Here is a 22,443-nt window from a genome sequence, read left to right on the forward strand (position 1 = left end):
AGGAGAGACATTGATTTCTATACCCCCTGGGGTATGTTCACAGCCAGGTTACCACATACCGGTAGGGGTATCTGCACGATGGAATAAATACCCCTGGGGGTATGGTTGAATCAGTCGAATGCTTCCCCGCAGTACCCGAGCGCGGCGGAAAGAACCAAGGAGTAGTCCAAATGATCCTCGAGCAGTACTACATCGAATGTCTCTCGCACGCCTCGTATTTGATCGGCGACCCCACATCAGGCCGGGCAATCGTGGTCGACCCCCGCAGAGACATCACCGAGTACCTGGCTGACGCCGATCGCTTCGGGCTGACCATCGAAGGTGTGATCAACACGCACTTCCACGCTGACTTCGTCTCCGGGCACCTCGAGCTCGTCGAAGCCACCGGCGCATGGATCGGATTCGGTGAGGCAGCCGAGACCGACTACCCCATCCGGCGGCTGGCGGCCGGCGAACACATCTCGTTGGGCGCCGTCGACCTGGAGATCCTGACCACCCCGGGCCACACCTGGGAGTCGATCAGTGTGCTGGTCCGCGAACGTTCCGGGGCCGTCCCCACCGCCGTGCTGACCGGTGACTCGATGTTCATCGGCGATGTCGGCCGACCCGATCTGGTCAACCTGGGTAACGGTTCGACCAGCGACCTGGCCCGGGCCATGTACCACACAATCCACGACACACTGCTCACGCTGCCCGACGAGGTGACCGTGATGCCCGCCCACGGCGCCGGCTCCTCCTGCGGCAAGAACCTGTCCACGGAACTGACGTCGACCATCGGCGAGCAACGCCGCACCAACCCGTCGGTGCAGCCGATGAGCGAGACGGATTTCGTCGAGTTGATCACCGACGGTCAACCCGCGGCACCGTCGTACTTCTCGGTGAACGCCGCGATGAACAAGCGGCAGCATCCGCTGCTGGACCAATCCCGGTCCATCCCCGAGTTCAGCCCGGCTCAGGTGCGCGAAGCGCTCGCCGCCGACATGCGGGTGGTCGATGCCCGCAGCGTGGACGATTTCGCCGCCGCCCACCTGCGCGGCTCGGTCAACGTCGGGTTCGACGGCCGCTTCGCCGAGACCGGCGGAATGGTCGCCGAGGTGGGCGAGCAGATCGTGCTCATCGCCTACCCGGGCGAGGAACAGGAGGCCGCGCTGCGGTTGGCCCGCATCGGTTCCGACAACGCCATCGGCTACCTCAACGTGGCCGCCGACGGCACCTTCCCCGCGGAGCTGTCCGACCTCATGGTCGCCGCACCGCGGGTCGGGATCACCGAACTCGACCGCATGCTCGACCAACACGAGGTGACGCTGATCGACATTCGCAACCCGGGTGAGCGCGAATCCGGCGCCATTCCCGGCTCGATCGCAATTCCGTTGGCGCAGTTGCGGACCCGCTTCGCCGACATCCCCACCGATAAGCCCGTCGTGCTGCACTGCGCGGGCGGCTGGCGTTCCAGCGTGGCGGCATCACTGCTACGCGCCGAAGGTTTCGCCGGCGCCGCCGACCTGGTCGGTGGTTACAACGCCTGGGCCGAATCACACATCAGTACCAACTAATCCGTCTCAAACCAAGGAGAACATCATGACCACCCGCAACCTCAGCTACGCGGATTTCGAATCCACCATCCGCGACAACGACATCGTCCTGGTCGACTTCTGGGCCTCATGGTGCGGCCCGTGCCGGGCCTTCGCCCCGACCTTCGAGAAGTCCTCGGCCGCCCACCCCGAGATCGTGCACGCCAAGGTCGACACTCAGGCCGAAAACGAACTTGCCTCCGCCATGGCGATCCAGTCCATCCCGACCATCGCCGCATTCCGCGAGGGAATAATGATCTTCCGCCAGGCCGGGGTCTTGCCGCCGGCGGCCCTGGAGGACCTGATCTCCCAGATCGCGGCCCTCGACATGGACGAGGTCCGGGCCTCGATCGCCGCCGAAACCGCCAGCACCCACTGAAAGGTACGACATGTGCTACCCCGCGAAATGTCCGCGCTGCGCGAAGACCACCTGGGACGGCTGCGGACAGCACGCCGACGAGGTGATGGGGTCGGTGCCACCGGCCCAGCGCTGCAATTGCGCCCACAGCACCGAAAATCCCCGCACAAACCGGTAACTGACGGCCCGCCGAGGTCGCGACGGTAGGGAAGAATCGTGGCCGCCATGACTGACAGCGACGATTCTCCCGGCACCGATCGACGACCGCACATCCTGCGGCTCGTCGCCTTCGCGGCATTCCTGTTCGGACTGTTCTATCTGGTGGCCGTCGCCCGGGTGATCGACGTCGGCGACATCCGGGGCGCGGTGGCCGCCACCGGACCCGCTGCCCCGCTGGCGTACGTGGTGGTCTCGGCCTGCCTGGGTGCGCTGTTCGTCCCCGGCCCGATCCTGGCCGCAGGCAGCGGCGTGTTGTTCGGCCCGGTGTTGGGCACCTTCGTGACCCTGGGCGCGACCGTGGGTACCGCCGTGGTGGCCAGCCTGATCGGCCGACGGGCCGGACGCGACAGCGCCCGGGCCCTGCTGGGGGCGCAACGCGCCGACCGGCTCGACCGCCAGATCCAACGGGGCGGCCTCTGGGCGGTGGTCGGGCAGCGATTCGTCCCCGGCGTGTCCGACGCGCTGGCCTCCTACGCCTTCGGCGCCTTCGGGGTTCCGTTGTGGCAGATGGCCGCCGGCGCATTCATCGGGTCGGTGCCCCGCGCGTTCGTCTACACCGCGCTGGGTGCCTCGATCGGCGACCTGTCAGCGCCGCTGGCCTATACCGCGATCGGCGTGTGGTGTGTCACGGCCGTCATCGGCGCGTTCGCCGCCCACCGCGGCTACCGATCCTGGCGCCGCCATCACCCCGGGGCCGATCAGGCCCCGGAGCAGACGCCGTAACCGCTACTTACCGAACCCGGCGTTGCGCAGCGCGTCGGCCATCGAACCCGACGGCTGACTGGATTCCCGGCGACCAGAGCTGTTGCCGCGCTTCTGGTTCTGATTCTGGTTCTGGTTTTGGTTCCGCCGGTCGCCGCCACGACCCTGATTGCCGCCACCGTCACGACGATTCGGCCCACCCTGACCGCCACGGTCGTTGCGATCGGGCCGCTTGCCCTCCTGCGGGGTGTCGTTGAGCCGCAGCGTCAATCCGATCCGCTGCCGTTCGACGTCGACTTCGACGACCTTGACCTTGACCACCTGTCCCGACTTGACCACCTCGTGCGGGTCGGAGATGAACCGGTCGGCCATCGCCGAGACGTGCACGAGCCCGTCCTGATGCACACCGACATCGACGAAGGCGCCGAAGGCCGCCACGTTGGTCACCACACCCTCGAGCACCATGCCGGGCTTGAGGTCGGCGACCTTCTCGACACCGGCGGCGAAGGTGGCGGTGGAGAACGCCGGTCGCGGGTCACGCCCGGGCTTCTCCAGCTCGGCCAGGATGTCGGTCACCGTGGGCAGACCGAAGCGTTCATCGGCGAAATCAGCGGGCTTCAGCCCCCGCAGGGTGCGCTCGTCACCGATCAACTCGGCCAGCGTCACGCCTGAGCGGTCCAGGATGCGCCGCACCACCGGGTACGACTCGGGGTGCACCCCGGAAGCATCCAGCGGATCCTCACCGTCGCGGATCCGCAGGAAGCCCGCGCACTGTTCGAAGGCCTTGGGACCCAGGCGCGGAACGTCCAGCAGCGCCTTGCGGCTATGGAAGGCCCCGGCGCTCTCCCGGTGCGCCACGATCGCCTCGGCCAGCGACTCGGTCACTCCCGACACCCGGGCCAGCAGCGGCACCGAAGCGGTGTTGAGATCCACCCCCACCGCGTTCACCGCATCTTCGACAACGGCATTGAGACTGCGCGCCAACGAGCCCGGCGTCACGTCGTGCTGGTACTGCCCCACCCCGATCGACTTGGGATCGATCTTCACCAGCTCGGCCAGCGGATCCTGCAGACGACGGGCGATCGAGACCGCACCGCGCAGCGTCACGTCGAGGTTCGGCATCTCTCGCGCCGCGTACTCGGAGGCCGAGTACACCGATGCGCCGGCCTCACTCACCATGGCCTTGGCCGGCGCAGTGGCTCCGGCCGACCGGATATCGGCGATCAGCTCGGCGGCCAACGCATCGGTCTCCCGCGACGCGGTCCCGTTGCCGACCGCGATCAGCTCAACGTCGTGCCGGGCGCACAGCGCCGCCAGGATGGCCTTGGCCTGGCCCCACTGCTTCTGCGGCTGGTGCGGGAAGATCGCGCAGGTGTCGACGACCTTGCCGGTGGCGTCGACGACGGCAACCTTGACCCCGGTGCGGAAACCCGGGTCCAGCCCCAGCGTGGCGCGGGTACCGGCCGGGGCGGCCAACAGCAGGTCCTTGAGGTTGCGGGCGAATACCGCCACCGCCTCCTCCTCGGCCCGCTGACGCAACCGGATGCGCGCGTCGACGGAGGCCGAGATCATCAGTTTGGCGCGCCAGGCCAACCGCACGGTGGTGGTCAACCACGGGGTCGCCGGGGCCTTGGAGCCCATGTCGATGCCGAGCGATTGGGCGATCATCGCCTGATACAGCTCGTCCTCGCCGCCGTCGAAGGTCAGTGACAGCGCCTGTTCCTTCTCGCCGCGCAGCACGGCGAGAACCCGGTGCGACGGCATGTTCTCCAGCGGTTCGGAGAACTCGAAGTAGTCCCGGAACTTCTGCGCAGCCTGACTTTTCGCGGCCTCCTCGGACCACGGGCCGGTGCGCAACGCGCCGTCGGCCCAGAACTTCTCCCGGGTCGCACCGACCAACTCGGCATCCTCGGCGGCACGCTCGATGATGATGTGCCGGGCGCCGTCGAGTGCAGCGGCCGCGTCGGCGACGTCGTCGTTGAGGAACTCGCCGGCCGCCTCGTCGGGCACCAGCGTCGGATCGGTCAGCAGCCGGTCGGCCAACGGCTCCAGGCCGGCTTCCCTGGCGATCTGGGCCTTGGTGCGCCGCTTGGTCTTGTACGGCAGGTAGATGTCCTCGACCCGGGCCTTGGTCTCGGCAGCCATCAAGGCCGCCCGCAGCTCGTCGGTGAGCTTGCCCTGCTCCTGGATCGAGGCCAGCACAGCCTCACGACGCTGGTCGAGCTCACGCAGGTAACCCAGGCGCTCCTCCAGGGTGCGCAGCTGGCCGTCGTCGAGGCTGCCGGTGACCTCCTTGCGGTACCGGGCGATGAACGGGACCGTCGCGCCCTCGTCCAACAGGGCCACCGTGGCCACGACCTGCCCCTCACGCACGGCGAGTTCCTCGGCCAGACGGGCAGTTACGGATTTGATGGTTCCGACGGTCACGCTCTGAGTCACGTCGGAGGACCCTACCGAATCGAACCGACAACACCGGGTCACGGTGAGCTGTGTGTCCCGCCACGAAAAGTGTTCGGCCACGAAAAAACAGCCCCGGATATCTCCGAGGCTGTTTGTGACGATGGTGGTCCCGGCTGGTATCGAACCAGCGACCTTCCGCGTGTGAGGCGGACGCTCTCCCACTGAGCTACGAGACCGTGGGAACGACGTCGAACACTAGCACGCGTCCGCGGTCAGGCCCGAATCGGCGCCCGTCGATCCAACTTGTTTGATTTGCCAAATATGCACCCCGATGCGGGCGTATGGTCACCCGTCATGGTTCACCTGCGGGTCCGCTGGCCAGCCGTCAGTGGCACTGTTTTTGCTGCTAGTGCACTGTTTTCCGGTTGCCACAGCACCCCGGCCCCCGTGACAGAATCAGCTCCGGCCGTAACTCCGAACTTCCGCAGCGTCTCCGAGGTGGTGAACCGGCAGGTCACGGGCCCGACCAGCTTCAGCGCACCGTCGGGCAACGTGCGGTGCTACCTCGATGCCACTACCGCGCGCTGCGACATCGCCGAACGTAACTGGGCCCCACCACTGCGACCGGCCAGTTGCGCGTTCGACTACGGCCACGGGATCACCCTCAACTCGGGACGTCCCGCGCAGTTCGTCTGCGCCGGCGGCACCACACCGAGTGCGGGTGTCCAACTGGGAGACCGCGACTCGGTTACCGCCGGGACGCTGCGCTGCGAGAGCGTTGCGACGGGGATCACATGTCGCGACACGAAGACCCGGCACGGATTCACTCTGTCGCGAGCTGCCTATCACCTGTTCTGAAAGACCGTTTTCAGCCGCACGTTGCCCTCTCGTCATGGGGATTTGTGTCTGCAAGCATCGGTGGACTAATGTTCTGCATCGCGACGGGCGACGATCTCGCTCGTGGCGCGCGGATGTAGCGCAGTTGGTAGCGCATCACCTTGCCAAGGTGAGGGTCGCGGGTTCGAATCCCGTCATCCGCTCGAAGGTGCGATTGTGGCATCAACCCCAGCGGTGGAGTGGCCGAGTGGTGAGGCAACGGCCTGCAAAGCCGTGCACACGGGTTCGATTCCCGTCTCCACCTCCAAGGAATAATTTCGACCCGCGCGATTAGCTCAGCGGGAGAGCGCTTCCCTGACACGGAAGAGGTCGCTGGTTCAATCCCAGTATCGCGCACCATAGTTTTGCGAGGTGAGGCCCGGTTTTTACCGGGCCTTCGCCGTATCCGCGCAATAGGGCTCGCGGGTGGTCACCGAGGAGGCGCACCAGCCGAATGACGCGGGCTTCCGCCCCCCACACAACTTGCCAAGCTGGGCAAGTAATCCACTTTTTGATTCGCCGGGAATCTGCGGGAAGGGTGGTACCCGTAACCGGGTAGCCTGAACATGTAGCTAACACTGCTTGCTGAGGGGGAAGCAATGTCGCAGTCGCTGAAAGTTGATCCGACGCACCTGTTCATGTCCGCTGATCACCTCGATATGCACGAGGCCGACCACACCGAGGCACAGCAATCGGCAAACGCCGATATCGCAGCCGCCGGCTCGGGATGAGTCGGATCATCGGGTGACGCGCTCAAGGGCAAACTGAGCCACCTTCAAACCGTCGCAGACCACATCAGCGCCGAGCTGACCCACCACCGTGACGCGTTCCGTCACATCGGCAACAAGTACGAGACCATCGACCAGGACGCAGCGGTCGACTTGCTCCGCATCCGCCAGAACCTCTGATGCCCCTGACGCTCGCCGACGTCGAACGGTGGAATGCAGGACAGGTCCGGGAAGTATCGACTGCGCTAGACGCCAGCTCCAGTTCGATGGACGGGGTCAAGGACGGTCTCCGAGATCTCCCGATCCTCGGCACCTGGAGCGGCCAGGCCGCGGACGCTGCAAACGACAGCCTGGATAAGCTCGGCGCCTATCTGTCGAGCCACGTCGCTGCCCGCCAGGAGGCATCGAAGGTGATCTCCAAGGCTGCCGATGAGATCGACGGTCTCAAATCGTTTCTGCAGAACGTGCAGGAAATGGCGCGCGGCAAGTTCGGCATCAACCTCGAAACCGGCACCGTTACGCCGCTGACCGATGACGTCAACCAGAACGACCTCGACTACATCACCACCACGCTCAAGCAGCTTCTGGCGTCTGCCGAAATGATCGACCGCGAACTGGCGCACGGCCTCAACCTGCTCGACGGCACGGATGAACCGGGCAATCCGCCCACCATCCCGATCAACCAGAACGACGAGCGGTCGCGCAATCAGATCGAAGCGTTCAAGAGGGTCTACGGTCGTGAGCCGGTCACTGCAAACGATTGGCGGATGGCTGCTGGACTGGACCCCCACAGCTACAACCCGAAGAACCATGGAAAACCTGCCAGGATCGTCGCGGGCAGGTTCACTCCGCAGCCAGGCAAAGGCGTGGTCCGTTCCAATTGGTTCATCCCCTCGGCCGAGGTGCAGAATCTGCCAAAGGACGTGCAGGACCTAATCGACTTGCGGCTGCTTCCGAAGAACTTCGGGGACAATCGCGGCCCTAGTGCCACCATCGATCCCGAACACTCTCGTGTATCACTGTTCGTGGACTACGAGAACGGTGTTGTCGCCATCCGGCAGAACCCCACCACCACTGTCGACGGGGCACGCGGCGGCGCCGACACCGCACCACCACAGATCCACGTCGTCGAAGCTCCTGACGGACGAATGACGATCGACTACAACACCTGGGATGCCTACGAGTTTTCCGGAGCCGTCGCGCTAGATATGACAGTCCACGGCCGGATCACGCTGGACCCGCTAGACAATGGCAAAGTCAACCTCGGCGGTAACACAACGATCTACCCCAGCATGGAGACGTACCAATATCGCGAAGGGATACCACCGGAGGTGCTGCAATGGACTCCCGCGAACTCGGGCAGTGACCTCGGCCCGGCAACCAGCCTGATACGCGAGCACTGGATCGGCGACGCCTCACTCCCACCCGTGCGGCCCGGCATCCCGGACTGGCGGTGGCAGCTAGAGAACGCGATTCCGTTCGCGCCGGACCCGTTCACCCAGCACACCACGAAGCTCACTGATCCCTCAGAAGGCCTGATTCCCAAAGTAAGTGAGGGACGATGATCACATTCTCCAAGCCGACCAAGCGGCGGGTCTTTCGGTCGCTGGCCGCCGTGGTGCTAGCGAGTTGCGTACTGACTGGTATCGCGGTCTGCATCGGGTTCATCGTCAACCACGAGGGCGAGCCGGTATCGGGCGGTGAATATGTGCGCCTGGCACTGCTTAGTCTGACGCTATGGGGACCGATGTACCTCGTCATCGCCTGGCCGCTTAGCGTTCCACTCATCGCCGGCATCACAGCCCTGGTCGCCTACACCCACGTGGGCGACGACGAAGCCAAACTGCCTGATGACTCGAAAGTCACCTTGCCAGAAGACAATCCCGAGCAATAACCGTTCCCCGAGGACTCTTACATCTCGTTATTGGTCCTCGAACTGCTCATCGATCCACTTCTCAACGTCGGATCGCCGGGCCATCACCCGCCGCCCGATACGCGAACTACGGCCCGTACCCGATCTGCCGCCAGTAGCGGACGGTGATGATGGCTGTGCTCAGCGATCCCCCGCGCGATAACGCTGCATGGCCGGCCCCGTCTCGATCCGCACCCTCAGCATCCGCGTGTACCCCCGCATCCACGGCTTCGCGAGGACCAGCGACCGGTCGGCATATGGGTTGCGGTCGCCGGGCTCGGCGAGTGAGCCGGAGTAGAGCGCGAAGGTGTATGCCGCCCGCTTCATCATCGGCCGATCATGCGGGCACGCGGGCCGGGTCCGGCGGATCCCACACCGAGTTCAGCTCGGCGGAGCGACGGGCGGGATGGGGTTCGGCACGATCGGGCCGATTGACGGTGGTGCAGGAGGCGGCGGGGCAGGCGGCGGCGCGAGCGGCGGAGGGCCGGGCGGCAACGGCGGCGCGAGCAGCGGAGGGCCGGGCGGCAGCGGATCGGGAACCGCGGCCGGGTCGGCGACCGGGCTCCCCGGTGGGACGCCTTCGAGTCGGGTGGCGCGCACGGGCACGGTGATCACCGCACCCTGCAGCCCGCACTCGTTGGATTGGATGGTGGTGGTTTGCGCGCCGGCCAACACACCGTCCGGCTGCGGCGCCAGCGCCAACGCTGTATCCATCGCCTGCGCTTGCATGACGTTCGGCGCCTCACAGGGAAGCGAGCCCCCCGCCGGATCACCTTGCCAAGAATCGTTGATGAAGCGGAATACCGCTGTCATGCCGCCACCTTCGATGAAGGGGACGGCATGGTTGCTGCTATCCATGCGCGTCGACGTCGCAACACACCCCGAGGGTTTGCAGGTCGATCGGAATGCCCACCAGTAGCTGGCGATCTGGTTGCCCGCCGCCGGCCAGGGGTTGCCATTGAGGGTGGCGCCGGGGTTGTCGTAGTCGAGGCGGTAGAGGCCGTCAACGACGGGACCGTCGGGTGACGGGACTGCCGCGTTCGTGGCGCTCGCCGTCGCTGTGCTCGGCACTGGGCTCGTCTGCTCACTCGCTGCGGCCTCAGCCGATGGCCGAAGCTGCCACACGCCGACGCTGCCGATGACGGCGACGGCGACGGCGGCCATCGCCGCGACGGGCACCCAGCCCGGCTTCCCGGGCAACCGAAACCCGGGCGTGGGCACCGGTGCGGCCGGTGTCTGCACCGAAGTCAGTGCGGGCACCGGGGTTTCATCGGCCAGGGCATGCGCGAAAGCGCCGCAGCTGACGAATCGGTCAGCCGGGTTCTTGGCGAGGGCTTTGGCCAGCGCCGGATCGAGGTCGCCCAACTCGGGCCGGGCGTCGGCCAATGCCGGCGGTTTGGAGTTGACGTGGCGACTGACCACGACCGCGGGATTGGGGTGCGCGAACAGTTGCGTCCCGGTCAAGAGGTGGTACGCGGTGCATGCCAGGGCGTACTGGTCAGCGCGGCCGTCGACGTCCTCCCCCATCAGTTGTTCAGGTGCGGCATATTCGGGTTTGTCCACGGCCGGCGTATCGCGGGCAATACCAAGGTCGGCGAGAACCGCGCGCAACTCCGCCTCATCCTCGACGTCGGCGACGATGATGTTGGCCGGCCTGACATCGCGATGCAGCAAACCATGCTTGTGTGCGTAGTCGAGCGCACCGGCAACCGCGATGACCATGCGGAAAACCTGTTCGCGCGGTAGGCCGTTCGGGTATCGCTGCTCGAGAAGCCCAGCCAGATCCACACCGTCGACGAAATCCACCGCCATCCAGAGCTGACCGTCGTGTTCACCGCAACCATGGACCCTGGCGATGTTGGGATGCCACAACGTGGCAGCCGCATCGGCTTCGCGGCAAAACCGCTCCCGGTACTCGGGGTCAGCCGAACGATCCTCGGACAGCACCTTGAGCGCGTCGAGTCGGGGTCGCCTGGGATGCTGAGCGAGGTAGACATCCCCCGCCCAGCCTGAGCTCAGCGGTCGAATAATCCGGAACACGGAGAACGTCTCACCGACGTCGAGCGGCATCCAGGAATCCTACGAACTGCCCCCTGACGCCTGACGCCGGCATCCCGATCACCGACACCCTTTCCACGTTGCGCATTGTTTACGTTGCCCCGCAATGCAAATCAGAATGACCGATTTGTGTCTGTGTGCAGCGGTGAACTAGTGTTCTGCATCGCGACGGGCGACGATCTCGCTCGTGGCGCGCGGATGTAGCGCAGTTGGTAGCGCATCACCTTGCCAAGGTGAGGGTCGCGGGTTCGAATCCCGTCATCCGCTCTCAGTCCCGGCTATGGCGTCCTGGATCCTTTGGGTCAGGGCGGGATCCCACCCTCGCGGCGCGAGGATGTCGACCCAGAGGTCGGCGGCATCGGGGCCGAAGGCATGGCCGTACCCGTAGGGCACGTCGGCGGAGAAAATCATGTCGAGCGTCACCTGCCAGAACGTCACGATCGGCAGCCACCGCATCCCCGGATCGACGTCGGGCCCCAGCGGTTCCCGCAACCAGTCCGGCCGGTGCAGCAGCAGATCGAACGACCACCAGGTGATCGGATCGCCGGCATGCTGCCAGAACACCACGCGCGGAAACTCCCAGGGCCCCGAAAGATTCACATCGGAGGTCCGGGACGCGAAGCGGATGTGACGTCCTTCGTCGATTACCGGCAGACGCTCCAGCGAGCCGGGGTCCCGGTCAGCGGTGAGCCTGCCCCAGGGCTGTGCGAAGTTGGGCGTGCCGACCAGCAGCGCCCCGTCGGTACGGGCGACGATGTCCGCGCCGGAGGCAAATGCCGACTGTCCGCCGAAGGAACCCAAGCTCTCCCCGAACACCACCAGTTTCGGCCGCTTGGCCTCCGGAAGTGCCGCCCACACCCGATGCACCGCTTCGAACAGCGCCTGTCCGGCCAACGGCGGAGTCTCCCGATCGGCGATGAAGGACAGCGCGCTGGGCAGGAACGAATACTGCATCGACGCGATCGCAGAGTCGCCGCCGTTGACGTATTCGAAGGCGGCCGCGACATTCGGGTTCACCCAGCCGCGCCCCGTCGTGGTGACCACCGCCAGTACCTTGCGCTCGAAGGCGTGGGTGCGGTGTAGCTCGGCGACCACCTGCTCGGCGATACCTTCGACATTGTCGGCGGAGGTGCGACCGGCGTACACCCGGATCGGGGTACGCGCCGGGGTGCCGGTCACCTTCGAGATCTGTTCGGCGCTGGGGCCACCGGCCACGAAATTCCGACCTTCGCTCCCGAGGGTGTCCCACGCCTGCATCGAGGCCGGCGAACCGGAGCGTTCGGGTGCGCTCGGCTGGGTCACGCCCTCGGCCGTGCTCTTGTCGGCCACCTTCGCAGAACGTTCGGCCATGCTCAGCAGGCCGCGGTGCAATGCACCGTCGAGCCCGGCCACCGCCAGCACCACCACGATCACCACCGCGGCCAGCCGGGCCACCGGACCGGGTACGACCCGACCACCGAGATCGGTCAGGCGATTGGTGGCCCAACGCAATCCGCGCCCGATCGCCACGAGGGCCAACGCGATGGCCACCGCGATCAGCAACACCAGGATGTAGAAGGACCGCTCAGCGCGCGGCATGCCGATCAGGTCGCGCAGGATCTGCTGCCACCAAGATCCGAGCACCAGAAACGTCGGAACGACCACGACGGCGGCACCGGCCAGCGTCCACCACCCGATCCGCCGGACGCGCGCGGACCATTGCGGACGGACGCCGCAACGTCGCACCACCCACGCCGTCGCGCATCCCAACCCGTACCCGATCCCGACGCTGATGCCCGTCGCGACCCCCTGCAGATACCAGGCCCGCGGTAGCAGTGACGGGCTCATCGACCAGGCGAAGAACAGCAGCGCGCCGGACAATCCGACTGGATTCAGAGTGCGCGCGGCAGTTGCCACGCGTCCACCGATGGGTAAGTCCCGCAACGCACGCAGCACGAAGTACCGCCCTTCACTCGGTTGGGTATCGAGACTGTAGTGGAATACGCGGTCACCGCCGGAGCAGCTAAGCCTGCACTAACAGAATCCGCTGGCAGAGCCGGCGTTAGAGTCGGGCGTGCCCAGGATCAACGCCTCATCGGTAGAAGAACACCGCGAGCTGGTCCAACAGCGCATCTTCGAGGCCTTCGCCGCGCTGATGGCCGACCAGAGCTTCGACGCGATCACGATGGCCAAGCTCGCCGCCGAGGCCGGGATCGGGCGCACCGCGATCTATCACCACTTTCCCGACAAGGAGTCGGTGGTGATCGCGTTCGCCTCGCACGAGACGACCCGTTACCTCGACGGATTGCGGGCCGCGCTGTCCGAGATCGACGATCCCGTCGAGCGCCTGAGGGTCTACATCCGGCATCAGTTGGAGGCCGGGCAGGAATTCCATATGGGCATGGGCATGCAGCTCTACGGCGCGCTGTCCACCGAGACGATGCTGGCAATCCGCGACCATGTGGTGGCCGTCGAGGATGTGCTGCGCGAGATCCTGGCCCAGGGTGTGACTTCAGGGCAGTTCGCCGTCGACGACGAGGCCGTCACCATGTCGTTGATACATGCGTGCCTGGCCCCGCGCCATCTTCCGGTTGCGGCAATCGAGGAGTTCGTCCTGCGCGCACTGTCCGCGCGAACGTAGGACCCCACGGCGCGCGACCCGGTGCTAGGTTTCCTGACAGATTGTCGGCATGATGTTGACAACTTGTCGTTAAACACCTGGAGTCAGAGTATGCCGAGCACCATCGCCCCCGAGTCCGTCCGATCGCTGTCCGTCGCAATGCGCGAGGACTCGCGAAGCGAACACACTGCCGCCGAGCAGTCGTCGTTCATGTCGGAGTTGCTCAGTGGGCGGGTCAACGGCCAGGGCTACGTCGATTACCTGCTGCGACTGCGCGCGGTCTACAGCACGCTTGAGGAGACGGTCCGAGCCCGACAGGCCGACCCCCTCGTCGCCGCTTTCTACGACCCGATGCTGGAGCGGTTGGCCACCATCGATGCCGATCTCGAGCACTGGGCCCCCGGTGCAGCGCGCGACGTCGACTCCCCCGCCGCCCGCGCCTACTGCAGCCGGATCGCCGAATCCTCCTGGGGCGGCGCCCTTGTGGCCCACCACTACACCCGTTACCTCGGCGACCTGTCCGGCGGCCAGGCCATCGGCCGGGTGCTCGACCGCGCGTTCGACCTACAGGGCAACGGCCTGTCCTTGTACGAATTCCCGATGCGCGCCAAGCCGTACAAGGATGCCTACCGGGCCCACCTCGACGGCCTCAACCTCGACCACGACGGCATCGACCGCGTCGTCGACGAGGTCAAGGTGGCGTTCGCCCTGAACCAGGCATTGTTCGACGAACTCACCGCCAACCTGTCCGACTACCGGCGCTGATCTCGCCCCTGCCATTTCCCTAGGACGTCTTCCTGGGACGTCCACACCCCAATTCGGTGCTACTTAGCTTATGCTAACCATAGTTAGCCTGTGGGGGAGCACAGCGATCGAGAGGAGACCCGGGCCGCCGGCACGCACTGCATCCCGGATAACGCGATGACCATCTGCACCCCCAGCACGTCGACAAACGACGCCACTTCACCCGACTTCGGCGGTCTGCGATGACCGCCCCGGTGTGGATGGCACTGCCACCCGAAGTGCATTCGGCCCTGCTCAGCAGCGGCCCTGGCGCTGGGCCCCTGCTGGCAGCTGCAGGGGCATGGAGCGCCTTGAGTACCGAATACTCCTCGGCAGCAACCGAATTGACGACGCTGATGGGCACGGTGCAGGCCGGGGCGTGGGAGGGTGCCAGCGCCGAGCGGTATACGGCGGCACACCTCATCTACCTGGCCTGGCTGGGCGCCACGAGTGCGACGAGCGCACAGGTGGCCGCCCAGATCGAGACTGCGGCGGCGTCCTACACCGCCGCCCTGGCAGCCATGCCCACGCTGGCCGAGTTGACCGCCAACCGCATGTCGCTCGGGGTGCTGGTAGCCACCAACTTTTTCGGGATCAACACCGTCCCCATCGCCGTCAACGAGGCCAACTACGTTCGGATGTGGATTCAGGCCGCCACCACGATGACCGTCTACCAGGCGTCCTCCGAAGTCGCGGTGGCGACCGCACCGCCGTCCACGGCGGCACCGATGCTGGTGGCGCCCGGAGTCGGAGAGGCAGGGGCCGCGTCGGCAACGTCGTTGCAGTCCGCAGCCCAGGCTCGGGCCGCCGAGTCGGGCCAGGCCCTCACCTTGAGCAATCCGTTCAAGGACTGGATCGAAGCAAACGATCCGATCGGCAATTGGCTGGCCGGGCAATCTGAGCATTTCTACGGGATGTATGACCAGCTCAGGGAATTCATTCTCGAGCCCTGGAGGATTCCGCAGGTCCTCGGCGAGATTATTGCCGACCCGTCCTTGTTGTTCAGCACCTATATGAATGTGTTCTTCCTCGGCGCATACTCGGCGGTCTTCGCCGCGTTGGGAACACCGTTGTTCGCCGCCGCAGTCGCTGCGGCCTCCCCCGCAATGCTGGGCATGCTCGGGATCGTCGGACTGGCGCAGGCCTACGACATTCCGCTCGACGCGCCCGCCGAGGAGATCGCCCCGCGCGCCGAGCAGCCTGCGGCCGCCGCGCTGCCCGGCTCACCGGCACCGGCATCGGCGGCTGCCGGCGCCGCACCTACGACGGCACCTGCCTCCGCGCCTGCCGCCCCTGCCCCGGCAACCCCCACTCCGATGCCGGCCGGGGCCGAGACCGCGCTCTACGCGGTGCCGGGCGGCGGTGCCGGGTTCGGTTTCGGCGCGACGTCGCGGTACAGCGCCACCGCCAAGGCTTCGGACTCCGTCGGGGCTTCCGCGGCAGCCGCTGCCACCGCGGCAGCGATCAACAAACGACGGGCACAGGCCCGCAAGCGACGCGGCGGAACCGCCAAGGACCGCGGCTACCGCTACGAGTTCATGACGGCCGACGGCACCGCTGCCGAGCTGCCGAACGAGCAACCCGTCACCACGAGCGCCTCCGACAGCGGTGTCGGAAACCTGGGGTTCAGCGGCACCGCGGTGAAGTCCACCCTGGTCGGGCCGGTCGGCATGACCACGTTGGCCGACGACACCTTCGGAAACGGGACGACGATCCCGATGATGCCGGGAAGCTGGCAGGTCGACACGGAAGCCCCGCTCGGAGCCGACCCCGAAGGCGATACCTAACCGATCCGTGTTGAGGCGGTGAACAATTCGTGAGAACCGGCGAAATCGGCCGGCCACGAGGCGCAATCCCCGGGAACTCACCGCAATACTGGTGATTCCGAGCTGAAGGGGGCGCCGGATGGCCAGCGACACCACACCACAGTCCTTCTCCTGGGACAGCACCCTCCCGCACTTCTCCACCGTCGAAAAGCACGGCCGTATCACCGTGCCGATCACCCAGCCGTCGGAAACGCTGCGGCTCTTCGCTGCGCTGACCTTCTTCCTGTGCGTACCGATCGCCGTCGGCGCGGCATTCTGGATTCACGGCATGCAGTCCCAGGAACCGTCGACGTGGCTGGGCATTGCGGTGATCATGGGTTCGTTCCTGCCCACCATCCTTGCGGGCATCGTCGCCGACGAAGCGCGCGATACCTTCGGCCAGCGCAGTACCGGCCACCGGATGGCCGTCATACCCGCTCTGGCCGGCGTCGCGGTCGGCCTACTGGGCGCCGCACTGTGGATCAGGGGCGTTACCGGCGGGGCGCTGGCCCTGACCAGTGTGGTGTGCTCGGCCGGCGCAGCACTGGCCACTGTCACGGCCTGGCGGGGCGTCCGCTACACCCGTCGCCGCCAGGACTGGTTGGCGGCCCTTCGCCGGCACGGTGTGCGCTCGCCCGGGGTGCTGCGCGAGGTGGAGTTCCGGCAACGCTGGACCGGCGACGATCCCGAATTCACCGTCACCGTCGTATTCGAGGGTCCGACCGGGCGCCGGACGGTGACCGCGAACATGGTCGCCAACCGCGCCCGGGTTCCGCTGGCGGGGTCACGCGTCGTCGTCTTCGGCACACCCCACGACGCCGGCGACGTTCTCATCGAGCTCGACCCCGGCACCCCACCCAAGTTCGACCGTGACCCCAGCGGCCGGTACTGCAAGCCGAGCGGGAATTAGCCCTCGCGCTTGGCCAGCTCCCTCAGCACCAGATCGGTTGCGTCCCAATCCATGCACTTGTCGGTGACCGACTGGCCGTAGGTGAGCGGCCGAGCCTCGGGCGACTGTGCGCCCGCGACCAGGAAGCTCTCCAGCATCACACCGCTGATCGGCAATCCGTCACGCACCATTCGAGCGATCTCGGTGGCCACGGACGCCTGCCGGACATGATCCTTGCCGGAATTGGCGTGGCTGCAATCGATCACCACGCGGCCGGGCAGCCCGGCCGCGGTCAACTTGGCCGCCGTTCCCGCCACGGCGTCGGCCCCGTAGTTCGGGCCGTCGGTGCCACCGCGCAGGATGACGTGGCAGTCCTCATTGCCCGCGGTGCTCACCACCGCGCCACGGCCCAGGTCGTCCATGCCGAAGAACACATGTTGGGCCGCAGCGGCTTTCACACCGTCGACCGCGACCTGAATGTTGCCGTCGGTGCCGTTCTTGAATCCGACCGGCATCGACAGACCCGATGCCAACTGGCGATGCACCTGCGACTCGGTGGTCCTGGCCCCGATCGCGCCCCAGGCCACCGCGTCGGCGATGTACTGCGGGCTGGTCGGCTCCAGGAATTCGCACCCGACCGGCAGGCCGATGTCGATGATGTCGAGCAACAACCGGCGGGCGACGCGCAGTCCGCGGGTGACGTCGAACGTCCCGTCCATGCCCGGATCGTTGATCAGGCCCTTCCAGCCGATCGTGGTGCGCGGCTTCTCGAAGTACACCCGCATCACGATCTTGAGCCGATCCTTGAGCTCATCGGCCACCTTGACCAGGAGGCTCGCGTACTCCAGTGCGGCCGCGGGATCGTGCACCGAACAGGGTCCGACGACGACCAGCAGCCGATCGTCACGACCGGCCAGAATGTCGGCGATCTCGTCGCGGTCGCGAGCCACCCGCTCGGCGCGGCGCTCCCCCAACGGGAATTCGGTCAGCACATCGTGCGGGCTGGGGATCGCGCTGAAACTTCGGACGCGCCGGTCCGATGTGGCGGGGGTGTTGGCGATCTGCGCCAAATTCATTGTCAGGTGCCTTCCTGGTGGTGGGCACCTGGCAAGGATTCCGGCGCCCTGTAACGACGAAAGGCAGCGACCGATGGTCACTGCCTGGGCTCCGGGTGGATGCGTGCTTAGTGCTGCGCTTTATCGGCTCCGCCCGGAGCCTCGATAAAGCGCCAATAGCTGGCGCACACGCCGATAGTCACGTCGCCAGGCTACACCACGGCCAGGGCAGCACCCGCAACCGGCACTCACACGTAGCGGCTGCGACCGGCCAGCGCCCCCGCCACCATCTGCACCACGTAGACGACGAGCAGCATGGCGAACGGCGCGGCCCAGCCGGCGGTCATGTTGTGGAGCAGGCCGAAGAAGAACGGACCGACACCGGCCAGCAGATAGCCGAAGCCCTGCACCATCCCGGACAGTCGGGCGGTGTCCTCGGCATTGCGGGCCCGCAGCGCAATCACCGTGAGCGCCAACGAGAAGACGCTCATCCCGATGCCGACGAGGATGCTCCACAGCAACGGCGCGGCCCCCGGATCGACGAGCAGTCCGACGGTGCCGGCCATCCCGATCACGCCCAGCCCCACGATCCAGCCGCTCTGGTTCTTCTGCTTGGCCGCCAGCGGCGGAACGATCAGGCTGATCGGGACGGCAAGGATGGACACCAACCCGAGCAGCAGGCCGGCGTTTGTCTTGCTGACTCCGTTGTCGATGAACACCTCCGGTAGCCACCCCATCACGACATAGGCCAGGAACGACTGGCAGCCGAAGAACAGCGTGACCGTCCAGGCCAGCGGACTGCGCAGCAGCGAGCGGCCGGCAGTCCCCGACGTGGACCGCTCGGTGCGGGCACCGCTGATTCCCCTCGCCCCCACCAACCAGAACAGCAGCGCGACGGTGGACAGCAGCGCCCAGGAGCCCAGCGCTCCCCGCCAGCCGCCGAGCAGTGGCTCCAGTGGCGGCGTGATGGCCGAACCCAGCGCTCCGCCGCCCTGCAGGGCGGCGGTGTAGATACCTGTCATCAGGCCGACCTGCGCCGGAAACGATCCCTTGATCACCACCGGGATCAGCACATTGACCAGCGCGATACCTCCGGTGGCCACCAGCGTTCCACCGATCACCACATACGGCCCGTCGAGCACGCGGATGACCAGGCCGATGCTCAGAATCACCATCGCGATCGAGATCGCCCGCCCCAAACCGACGCGGCGGGCCAGCCACGGGGCCGCCAGCCCCGCCGCCGCAAAGCACAATCCAGGCAGGGTGGTCAGCGCGCCGGCCCACACCGCCGACGCACCCAGCGACTCGCGCATCTCACCGAGGACCGGGCCGATGCTGGTGATCGCGGGGCGCAGGTTCAGGGCGGTCAGGATCACCGCAACGACGAGCAGGGTGCCACCGGCAGCCATCGCTGCAGGACGGATCTCTACGGCACCGTCCAGCTCGAGCTCAAGATCATGCTCGTAACTGTTCAGGGATTTCTTGCCGTCGGTCCGTCTCACCCGGCTATGATGCCATACATCCCATGATTGGATGAAAGGGTTTTTCCGTGCCACTCGCCACAACGCGTCGGACCGGCCTGGTCGACCAGGTGATCGACCAGCTGCGCGCCCTGGTCACCTCGGGCGAATGGCCGGTCGACAGCCGGATTCCCACCGAACCCGAACTGGTCGAGGCGCTCGGCGTGGGCCGCAATACGGTCCGCGAAGCGATCCGCGCGTTGGCGCACAACGGCATTTTCGAAGTACGACAGGGCGCCGGCACCTACGTGCGAGCCACCAGCGAGGTATCAGCAGCCCTGCGCCGACTGTGCGGGTCCGAGATGCGCGACGTGCTACAGGTCCGACGCTGCCTTGAGGTGGAGGGCGCCCGCCTGGCCGCCGGCGCCCGCACCGAAGAGGACCTGGTCGAGCTGCGCGCCCACCTGGCCCACACCGACACCACCGACCACGCGCGATTCACCCACTCCGACACCGAATTCCACCTCGCCGTGGTGCGGGCGTCACACAACCCGGTGCTGATCGAGATCTACCGCGGGCTCCTGGAGGCGATCACCGCCAGCGTCGCGACCGCGAGCGCGGGCCCCGGCGGGATGTTCGCGCACGACGATCTGGTCGAAGCGATCGCAGACGGCGACGTGGACCGCGCCGGCCTGGAGGCCGCGGGGTTCCTCGACGAGATCCTGGCCCGGACGTCACCGGGCACCGCCTCAGAACGGGGCGTCGTCCATCCGGCCCCGGGTCAACGGCAGCCGTAGCAACAGCCGCGCACCCCCCAAGGGGCTCTCCACCAAAGCGGCTGTGCCACCGTGCAATTCCGCCTGCTGAGCCACCAGAGCGAGACCCAGGCCGGAACCTGACCGGGACGCCGTCGATCCACGGGCGAACCGCTCGAACACCTCGGCCCGCTCGGCCTCGGGCACACCCGAGCCGTTGTCATCGACGACGATCTGCACATCGTCGGCCGAACTGACCGCACTGAGCCGGATTTCGGTGGCACCGCCGTGCTTGACGGCATTGGCGATCGCGTTGTCGATCACCAGCCGCAGACCCGCCGGCATGCCCAGCATCAACACGGTCGGCGAGGGCATCAGCGTGGCGCGCAGACCCGGATAGGTCCGCAGAGCATCATGCGCCGCGCGGTCGAGCAGCTCGGTGACATCCATCGGCACGAAATCCTCGACTGTGGTCAACTCCCCCTGAGCCAATCGCTCCAGGGCCGTCAGGGTGCCCTCGATCCGGCTCTGTGTGCGCAGCACGTCCCCGATCACCTCATCGCGCTGCTCGTCGGTCATGTCGAGGGTGGACAGCACTTCCAGGTTGGTGCGCATCGCGGTGAGCGGGGTCCGCAGTTCATGGGACGCCACCGCGGCGAAGTCGCGGGCCGATTCCAGGGCGGCCTTGGTGCGTTCCTGCTCATCGCCGATGCGCGCCAGCATGCCCTCGACCGCCTCGGCGATCTGCACGGCCTCGCGCACACCGCGCACCTGCACCTCGTCGGGCTTGGACTGGGCGTTGATGGCACGAGCCTGCTGTGCCAACAGCCGGAACGGGGTGATCATGACGAGCGAGATCATCCAGCCGACAACGATGGTGCTGCCGATGACGCCACCGCAGATCAGCAATACCCGCAGGTGCAGTTCATCGATGCGGCGCTGCGTCTCGGCCAGCGGCGCCCCCAGCGCGATGACGGCCGGGCCCGCGGTGAACGTGCGGACCCGATACTCGACGCCGTCGATAGTCGTGTTCGTGTAACCGTTCTCCAGCTTCGGCAGCACGATGTCGCTGGGCACCGAGACGCTCACGCCGCCGATGTGCGCGGTGCGGACCAGCCCGCCGTCGTCGGTCAGTGGCTTGTCGGTCGCGCCCTGCCTCGTGGCGGTGAGAAGCGTGCTCACGTCACCGAGGCTGCTCAACGAGTCGAGCCGCCGGTCCAGCTGGCTGTACTGGTCGTTGGTGACGCCGATCCACACCCAGGTCCCGAGCGTGATGACAGTGACCACCACCGATAACGCACCCACGATGACGATCGTGCGCAGCGACAACACGCGCATCACCGGCCGCAGCACCGGGCGCAGCAGTTGAAGGACGCGATCTTCGAGATTCACCGCCGTTATCTTGCCCGATCCGCGCGGGTCGGCTCCTCCAGCACCGCGCCGACGACCCATTCAACGTCAACCCATGGTTGACGATCAGCTACCGTCAACCTACAGTTGACGCATGAGCAAGCCCATCACCATCACCAACCCCGTCCGCCTCGACGACCTCATCGGTGCGATCAAGATGGCTCATACCGAACCGCTCGAGCAGCTGATCGACGCCGTGATCGCCGCCGACGCCCTCGGCGACATCGCCGACCACCTCATCGGACACTTCGTCGATCAGGCCAGGCGCTCGGGCGCATCCTGGACCGAGATCGGCAAGTCCATGGGCGTCACCAAACAGGCCGCCCAGAAACGCTTCGTGCCAAAGGTTCCCGATTTCGACCCGGCCACCCTTGACCCCAATGCCGGATTCGGCCGGTTCACCCCGCGGGCCCGCAACGTCGTCGTGGCCTCCCAGAACACCGCCCACGGAGCGGGCAACGCCGAGATCGCCCCCGAGCACCTGGTCCTGGCACTGTTCACCGAACCCGACGGACTGGCCGCCAAACTCCTTGCCAACCAAGGCATCACCGCCGAGACCGCCCGCGCCACCATCACTCTGCCACCGCCCGCCGAGTCGGTCCCGGCCTTGATCCCGTTCAATCCGGGGGCCAAGAAGGCGCTCGAACTGACCTTCCGCCAAGCCCTGCGGCTGGGACACAACTACGTCGGCACCGAGCACATCCTGCTCGCCCTGGCCGAGGCCGAAGGCGACGACGGCCCGCTACACCGACTCGGCGCCGATCCCGACCGGTTCGAAACCGAGTTGACCGCAGCCCTGGCACAGCTCACCGCCCCGAATCCAGACGACGGCGAGGACTGAGCCGGGAATCCAGATCGACAAG

Annotated in this window: 20 protein-coding genes and 5 tRNA genes; 17 read left to right on the plus strand and 8 right to left on the minus strand. The window is 66.6% G+C overall.

Going from position 1 to position 22,443, the window contains the following annotated elements:
* Window positions 1-170: 170 nt before the first annotated feature.
* From JOF57_RS13650 to JOF57_RS13660, 3 genes are all read left to right on the plus strand, one after another.
* Window positions 171-1,553: an MBL fold metallo-hydrolase gene (locus tag JOF57_RS13650; protein ID WP_209917249.1), complete on the plus strand. Its 1,383-nt coding sequence runs from the start codon at window positions 171-173 to the stop codon at window positions 1,551-1,553.
* A gap of 25 nt (window positions 1,554-1,578) precedes the next feature.
* A complete protein-coding gene (trxA, locus tag JOF57_RS13655) occupies window positions 1,579-1,950 on the plus strand; it encodes a thioredoxin (protein ID WP_209917251.1) in 372 nt (123 codons plus the stop codon).
* Between the two features lie 204 nt (window positions 1,951-2,154).
* Window positions 2,155-2,871: a TVP38/TMEM64 family protein gene (locus JOF57_RS13660; RefSeq protein WP_209917253.1), complete on the plus strand. Its 717-nt coding sequence runs from the start codon at window positions 2,155-2,157 to the stop codon at window positions 2,869-2,871.
* Window positions 2,872-2,874: 3 nt separating this feature from the next.
* Here the strand turns inward: JOF57_RS13660 and JOF57_RS13665 are convergent, their stop codons facing one another.
* Together JOF57_RS13665 and JOF57_RS13670 are read right to left on the minus strand one after the other, a co-directional pair.
* Window positions 2,875-5,289 carry a Tex family protein gene (locus tag JOF57_RS13665; protein ID WP_209917255.1) on the minus strand — a complete coding sequence of 805 codons (2,415 nt, stop codon included), beginning with the start codon at window positions 5,287-5,289 and terminating at the stop codon, window positions 2,875-2,877.
* 122 nt (window positions 5,290-5,411) lie between these two features.
* Window positions 5,412-5,486, minus strand: a tRNA-Val gene (locus JOF57_RS13670).
* Between the two features lie 211 nt (window positions 5,487-5,697).
* Between JOF57_RS13670 and JOF57_RS13675 the strand changes: the two genes are divergently transcribed.
* From JOF57_RS13675 to JOF57_RS13700, 7 genes are all read left to right on the plus strand, one after another.
* Window positions 5,698-6,108 carry a hypothetical protein gene (locus JOF57_RS13675; RefSeq protein ID WP_209917257.1) on the plus strand — a complete coding sequence of 137 codons (411 nt, stop codon included), beginning with the start codon at window positions 5,698-5,700 and terminating at the stop codon, window positions 6,106-6,108.
* A gap of 109 nt (window positions 6,109-6,217) precedes the next feature.
* Window positions 6,218-6,290: transfer RNA gene (locus JOF57_RS13680), tRNA-Gly, on the plus strand.
* A 30-nt stretch (window positions 6,291-6,320) separates the two neighbouring features.
* Window positions 6,321-6,394 (plus strand) — tRNA-Cys (locus tag JOF57_RS13685).
* 17 nt (window positions 6,395-6,411) lie between these two features.
* Window positions 6,412-6,486 (plus strand) — tRNA-Val (locus JOF57_RS13690).
* A gap of 239 nt (window positions 6,487-6,725) precedes the next feature.
* Complete coding sequence (locus JOF57_RS31240; protein WP_273544671.1) at window positions 6,726-6,857, plus strand: hypothetical protein; 132 nt, start codon at window positions 6,726-6,728, stop codon at window positions 6,855-6,857.
* Between the two features lie 176 nt (window positions 6,858-7,033).
* Window positions 7,034-8,419 carry a WXG100 family type VII secretion target gene (locus JOF57_RS13695; RefSeq protein ID WP_209917260.1) on the plus strand — a complete coding sequence of 462 codons (1,386 nt, stop codon included), beginning with the start codon at window positions 7,034-7,036 and terminating at the stop codon, window positions 8,417-8,419.
* Window positions 8,416-8,748, plus strand: coding sequence for a hypothetical protein (locus tag JOF57_RS13700; protein ID WP_209917262.1), 333 nt, complete (start codon window positions 8,416-8,418; stop codon window positions 8,746-8,748). Before JOF57_RS13695 ends, JOF57_RS13700 begins: the two co-directional genes overlap by 4 nt.
* Before the next feature lie 159 nt (window positions 8,749-8,907).
* Here JOF57_RS13700 and JOF57_RS13705 read toward each other — a convergent pair whose 3' ends face one another.
* A complete protein-coding gene (locus JOF57_RS13705; protein WP_209917264.1) occupies window positions 8,908-9,096 on the minus strand; it encodes a ribosome modulation factor in 189 nt (62 codons plus the stop codon).
* A gap of 51 nt (window positions 9,097-9,147) precedes the next feature.
* The gene (locus JOF57_RS13710; RefSeq protein WP_209917266.1) at window positions 9,148-10,836 is read right to left on the minus strand and encodes a serine/threonine-protein kinase; all 1,689 of its coding nucleotides are present in this window, start codon (window positions 10,834-10,836) and stop codon (window positions 9,148-9,150) included.
* 182 nt (window positions 10,837-11,018) lie between these two features.
* On the opposite strand from JOF57_RS13710, the gene JOF57_RS13715 reads away from it, so the two are divergent.
* Window positions 11,019-11,091: transfer RNA gene (locus tag JOF57_RS13715), tRNA-Gly, on the plus strand.
* On the opposite strand, the gene JOF57_RS13720 is transcribed toward JOF57_RS13715, so the two are convergent.
* Window positions 11,083-12,720: an alpha/beta hydrolase gene (locus JOF57_RS13720; protein WP_307870016.1), complete on the minus strand. Its 1,638-nt coding sequence runs from the start codon at window positions 12,718-12,720 to the stop codon at window positions 11,083-11,085. The two genes, JOF57_RS13715 and JOF57_RS13720, sit on opposite strands and share 9 nt — an antisense overlap.
* A gap of 157 nt (window positions 12,721-12,877) precedes the next feature.
* On the opposite strand from JOF57_RS13720, the gene JOF57_RS13725 reads away from it, so the two are divergent.
* The 4 genes from JOF57_RS13725 to JOF57_RS13740 all read left to right on the plus strand — a co-directional run bounded on the left by JOF57_RS13725 (window position 12,878) and on the right by JOF57_RS13740 (window position 16,921).
* Entirely contained in the window at window positions 12,878-13,444 is a 567-nt protein-coding gene (locus JOF57_RS13725) for a TetR/AcrR family transcriptional regulator (protein WP_209917268.1), read from the plus strand.
* A gap of 90 nt (window positions 13,445-13,534) precedes the next feature.
* Window positions 13,535-14,188 (plus strand): biliverdin-producing heme oxygenase, encoded by a 654-nt coding sequence (locus JOF57_RS13730; protein WP_209917270.1) that lies wholly within the window; start codon window positions 13,535-13,537, stop codon window positions 14,186-14,188.
* Window positions 14,189-14,409: 221 nt separating this feature from the next.
* A complete protein-coding gene (locus JOF57_RS13735) occupies window positions 14,410-15,993 on the plus strand; it encodes a PPE family protein (RefSeq protein WP_209917272.1) in 1,584 nt (527 codons plus the stop codon).
* A 118-nt stretch (window positions 15,994-16,111) separates the two neighbouring features.
* Window positions 16,112-16,921 carry a DUF3592 domain-containing protein gene (locus JOF57_RS13740; protein ID WP_209917274.1) on the plus strand — a complete coding sequence of 270 codons (810 nt, stop codon included), beginning with the start codon at window positions 16,112-16,114 and terminating at the stop codon, window positions 16,919-16,921.
* On the opposite strand, the gene JOF57_RS13745 is transcribed toward JOF57_RS13740, so the two are convergent.
* Together JOF57_RS13745 and JOF57_RS13750 are read right to left on the minus strand one after the other, a co-directional pair.
* Window positions 16,918-17,976: a 3-deoxy-7-phosphoheptulonate synthase gene (locus JOF57_RS13745; protein ID WP_209917276.1), complete on the minus strand. Its 1,059-nt coding sequence runs from the start codon at window positions 17,974-17,976 to the stop codon at window positions 16,918-16,920. The two genes, JOF57_RS13740 and JOF57_RS13745, sit on opposite strands and share 4 nt — an antisense overlap.
* 227 nt (window positions 17,977-18,203) lie before the next feature.
* Window positions 18,204-19,364 carry a CynX/NimT family MFS transporter gene (locus JOF57_RS13750; RefSeq protein WP_209923337.1) on the minus strand — a complete coding sequence of 387 codons (1,161 nt, stop codon included), beginning with the start codon at window positions 19,362-19,364 and terminating at the stop codon, window positions 18,204-18,206.
* Between the two features lie 140 nt (window positions 19,365-19,504).
* Here JOF57_RS13750 and JOF57_RS13755 point away from each other — a divergent pair, with 140 nt between their 5' ends.
* Complete coding sequence (locus JOF57_RS13755) at window positions 19,505-20,212, plus strand: FadR/GntR family transcriptional regulator (protein ID WP_209917278.1); 708 nt, start codon at window positions 19,505-19,507, stop codon at window positions 20,210-20,212.
* On the opposite strand, the gene JOF57_RS13760 is transcribed toward JOF57_RS13755, so the two are convergent.
* The gene (locus tag JOF57_RS13760; protein ID WP_209923339.1) at window positions 20,165-21,508 is read right to left on the minus strand and encodes a sensor histidine kinase; all 1,344 of its coding nucleotides are present in this window, start codon (window positions 21,506-21,508) and stop codon (window positions 20,165-20,167) included. The two genes, JOF57_RS13755 and JOF57_RS13760, sit on opposite strands and share 48 nt — an antisense overlap.
* 166 nt (window positions 21,509-21,674) lie before the next feature.
* Here JOF57_RS13760 and JOF57_RS13765 point away from each other — a divergent pair, with 166 nt between their 5' ends.
* Window positions 21,675-22,421: a Clp protease N-terminal domain-containing protein gene (locus JOF57_RS13765; protein ID WP_209917280.1), complete on the plus strand. Its 747-nt coding sequence runs from the start codon at window positions 21,675-21,677 to the stop codon at window positions 22,419-22,421.
* Window positions 22,422-22,443: the final 22 nt, after the last annotated feature.

This window comes from Mycolicibacterium lutetiense (assembly GCF_017876775.1).
Classification (GTDB): domain Bacteria; phylum Actinomycetota; class Actinomycetes; order Mycobacteriales; family Mycobacteriaceae; genus Mycobacterium; species Mycobacterium lutetiense.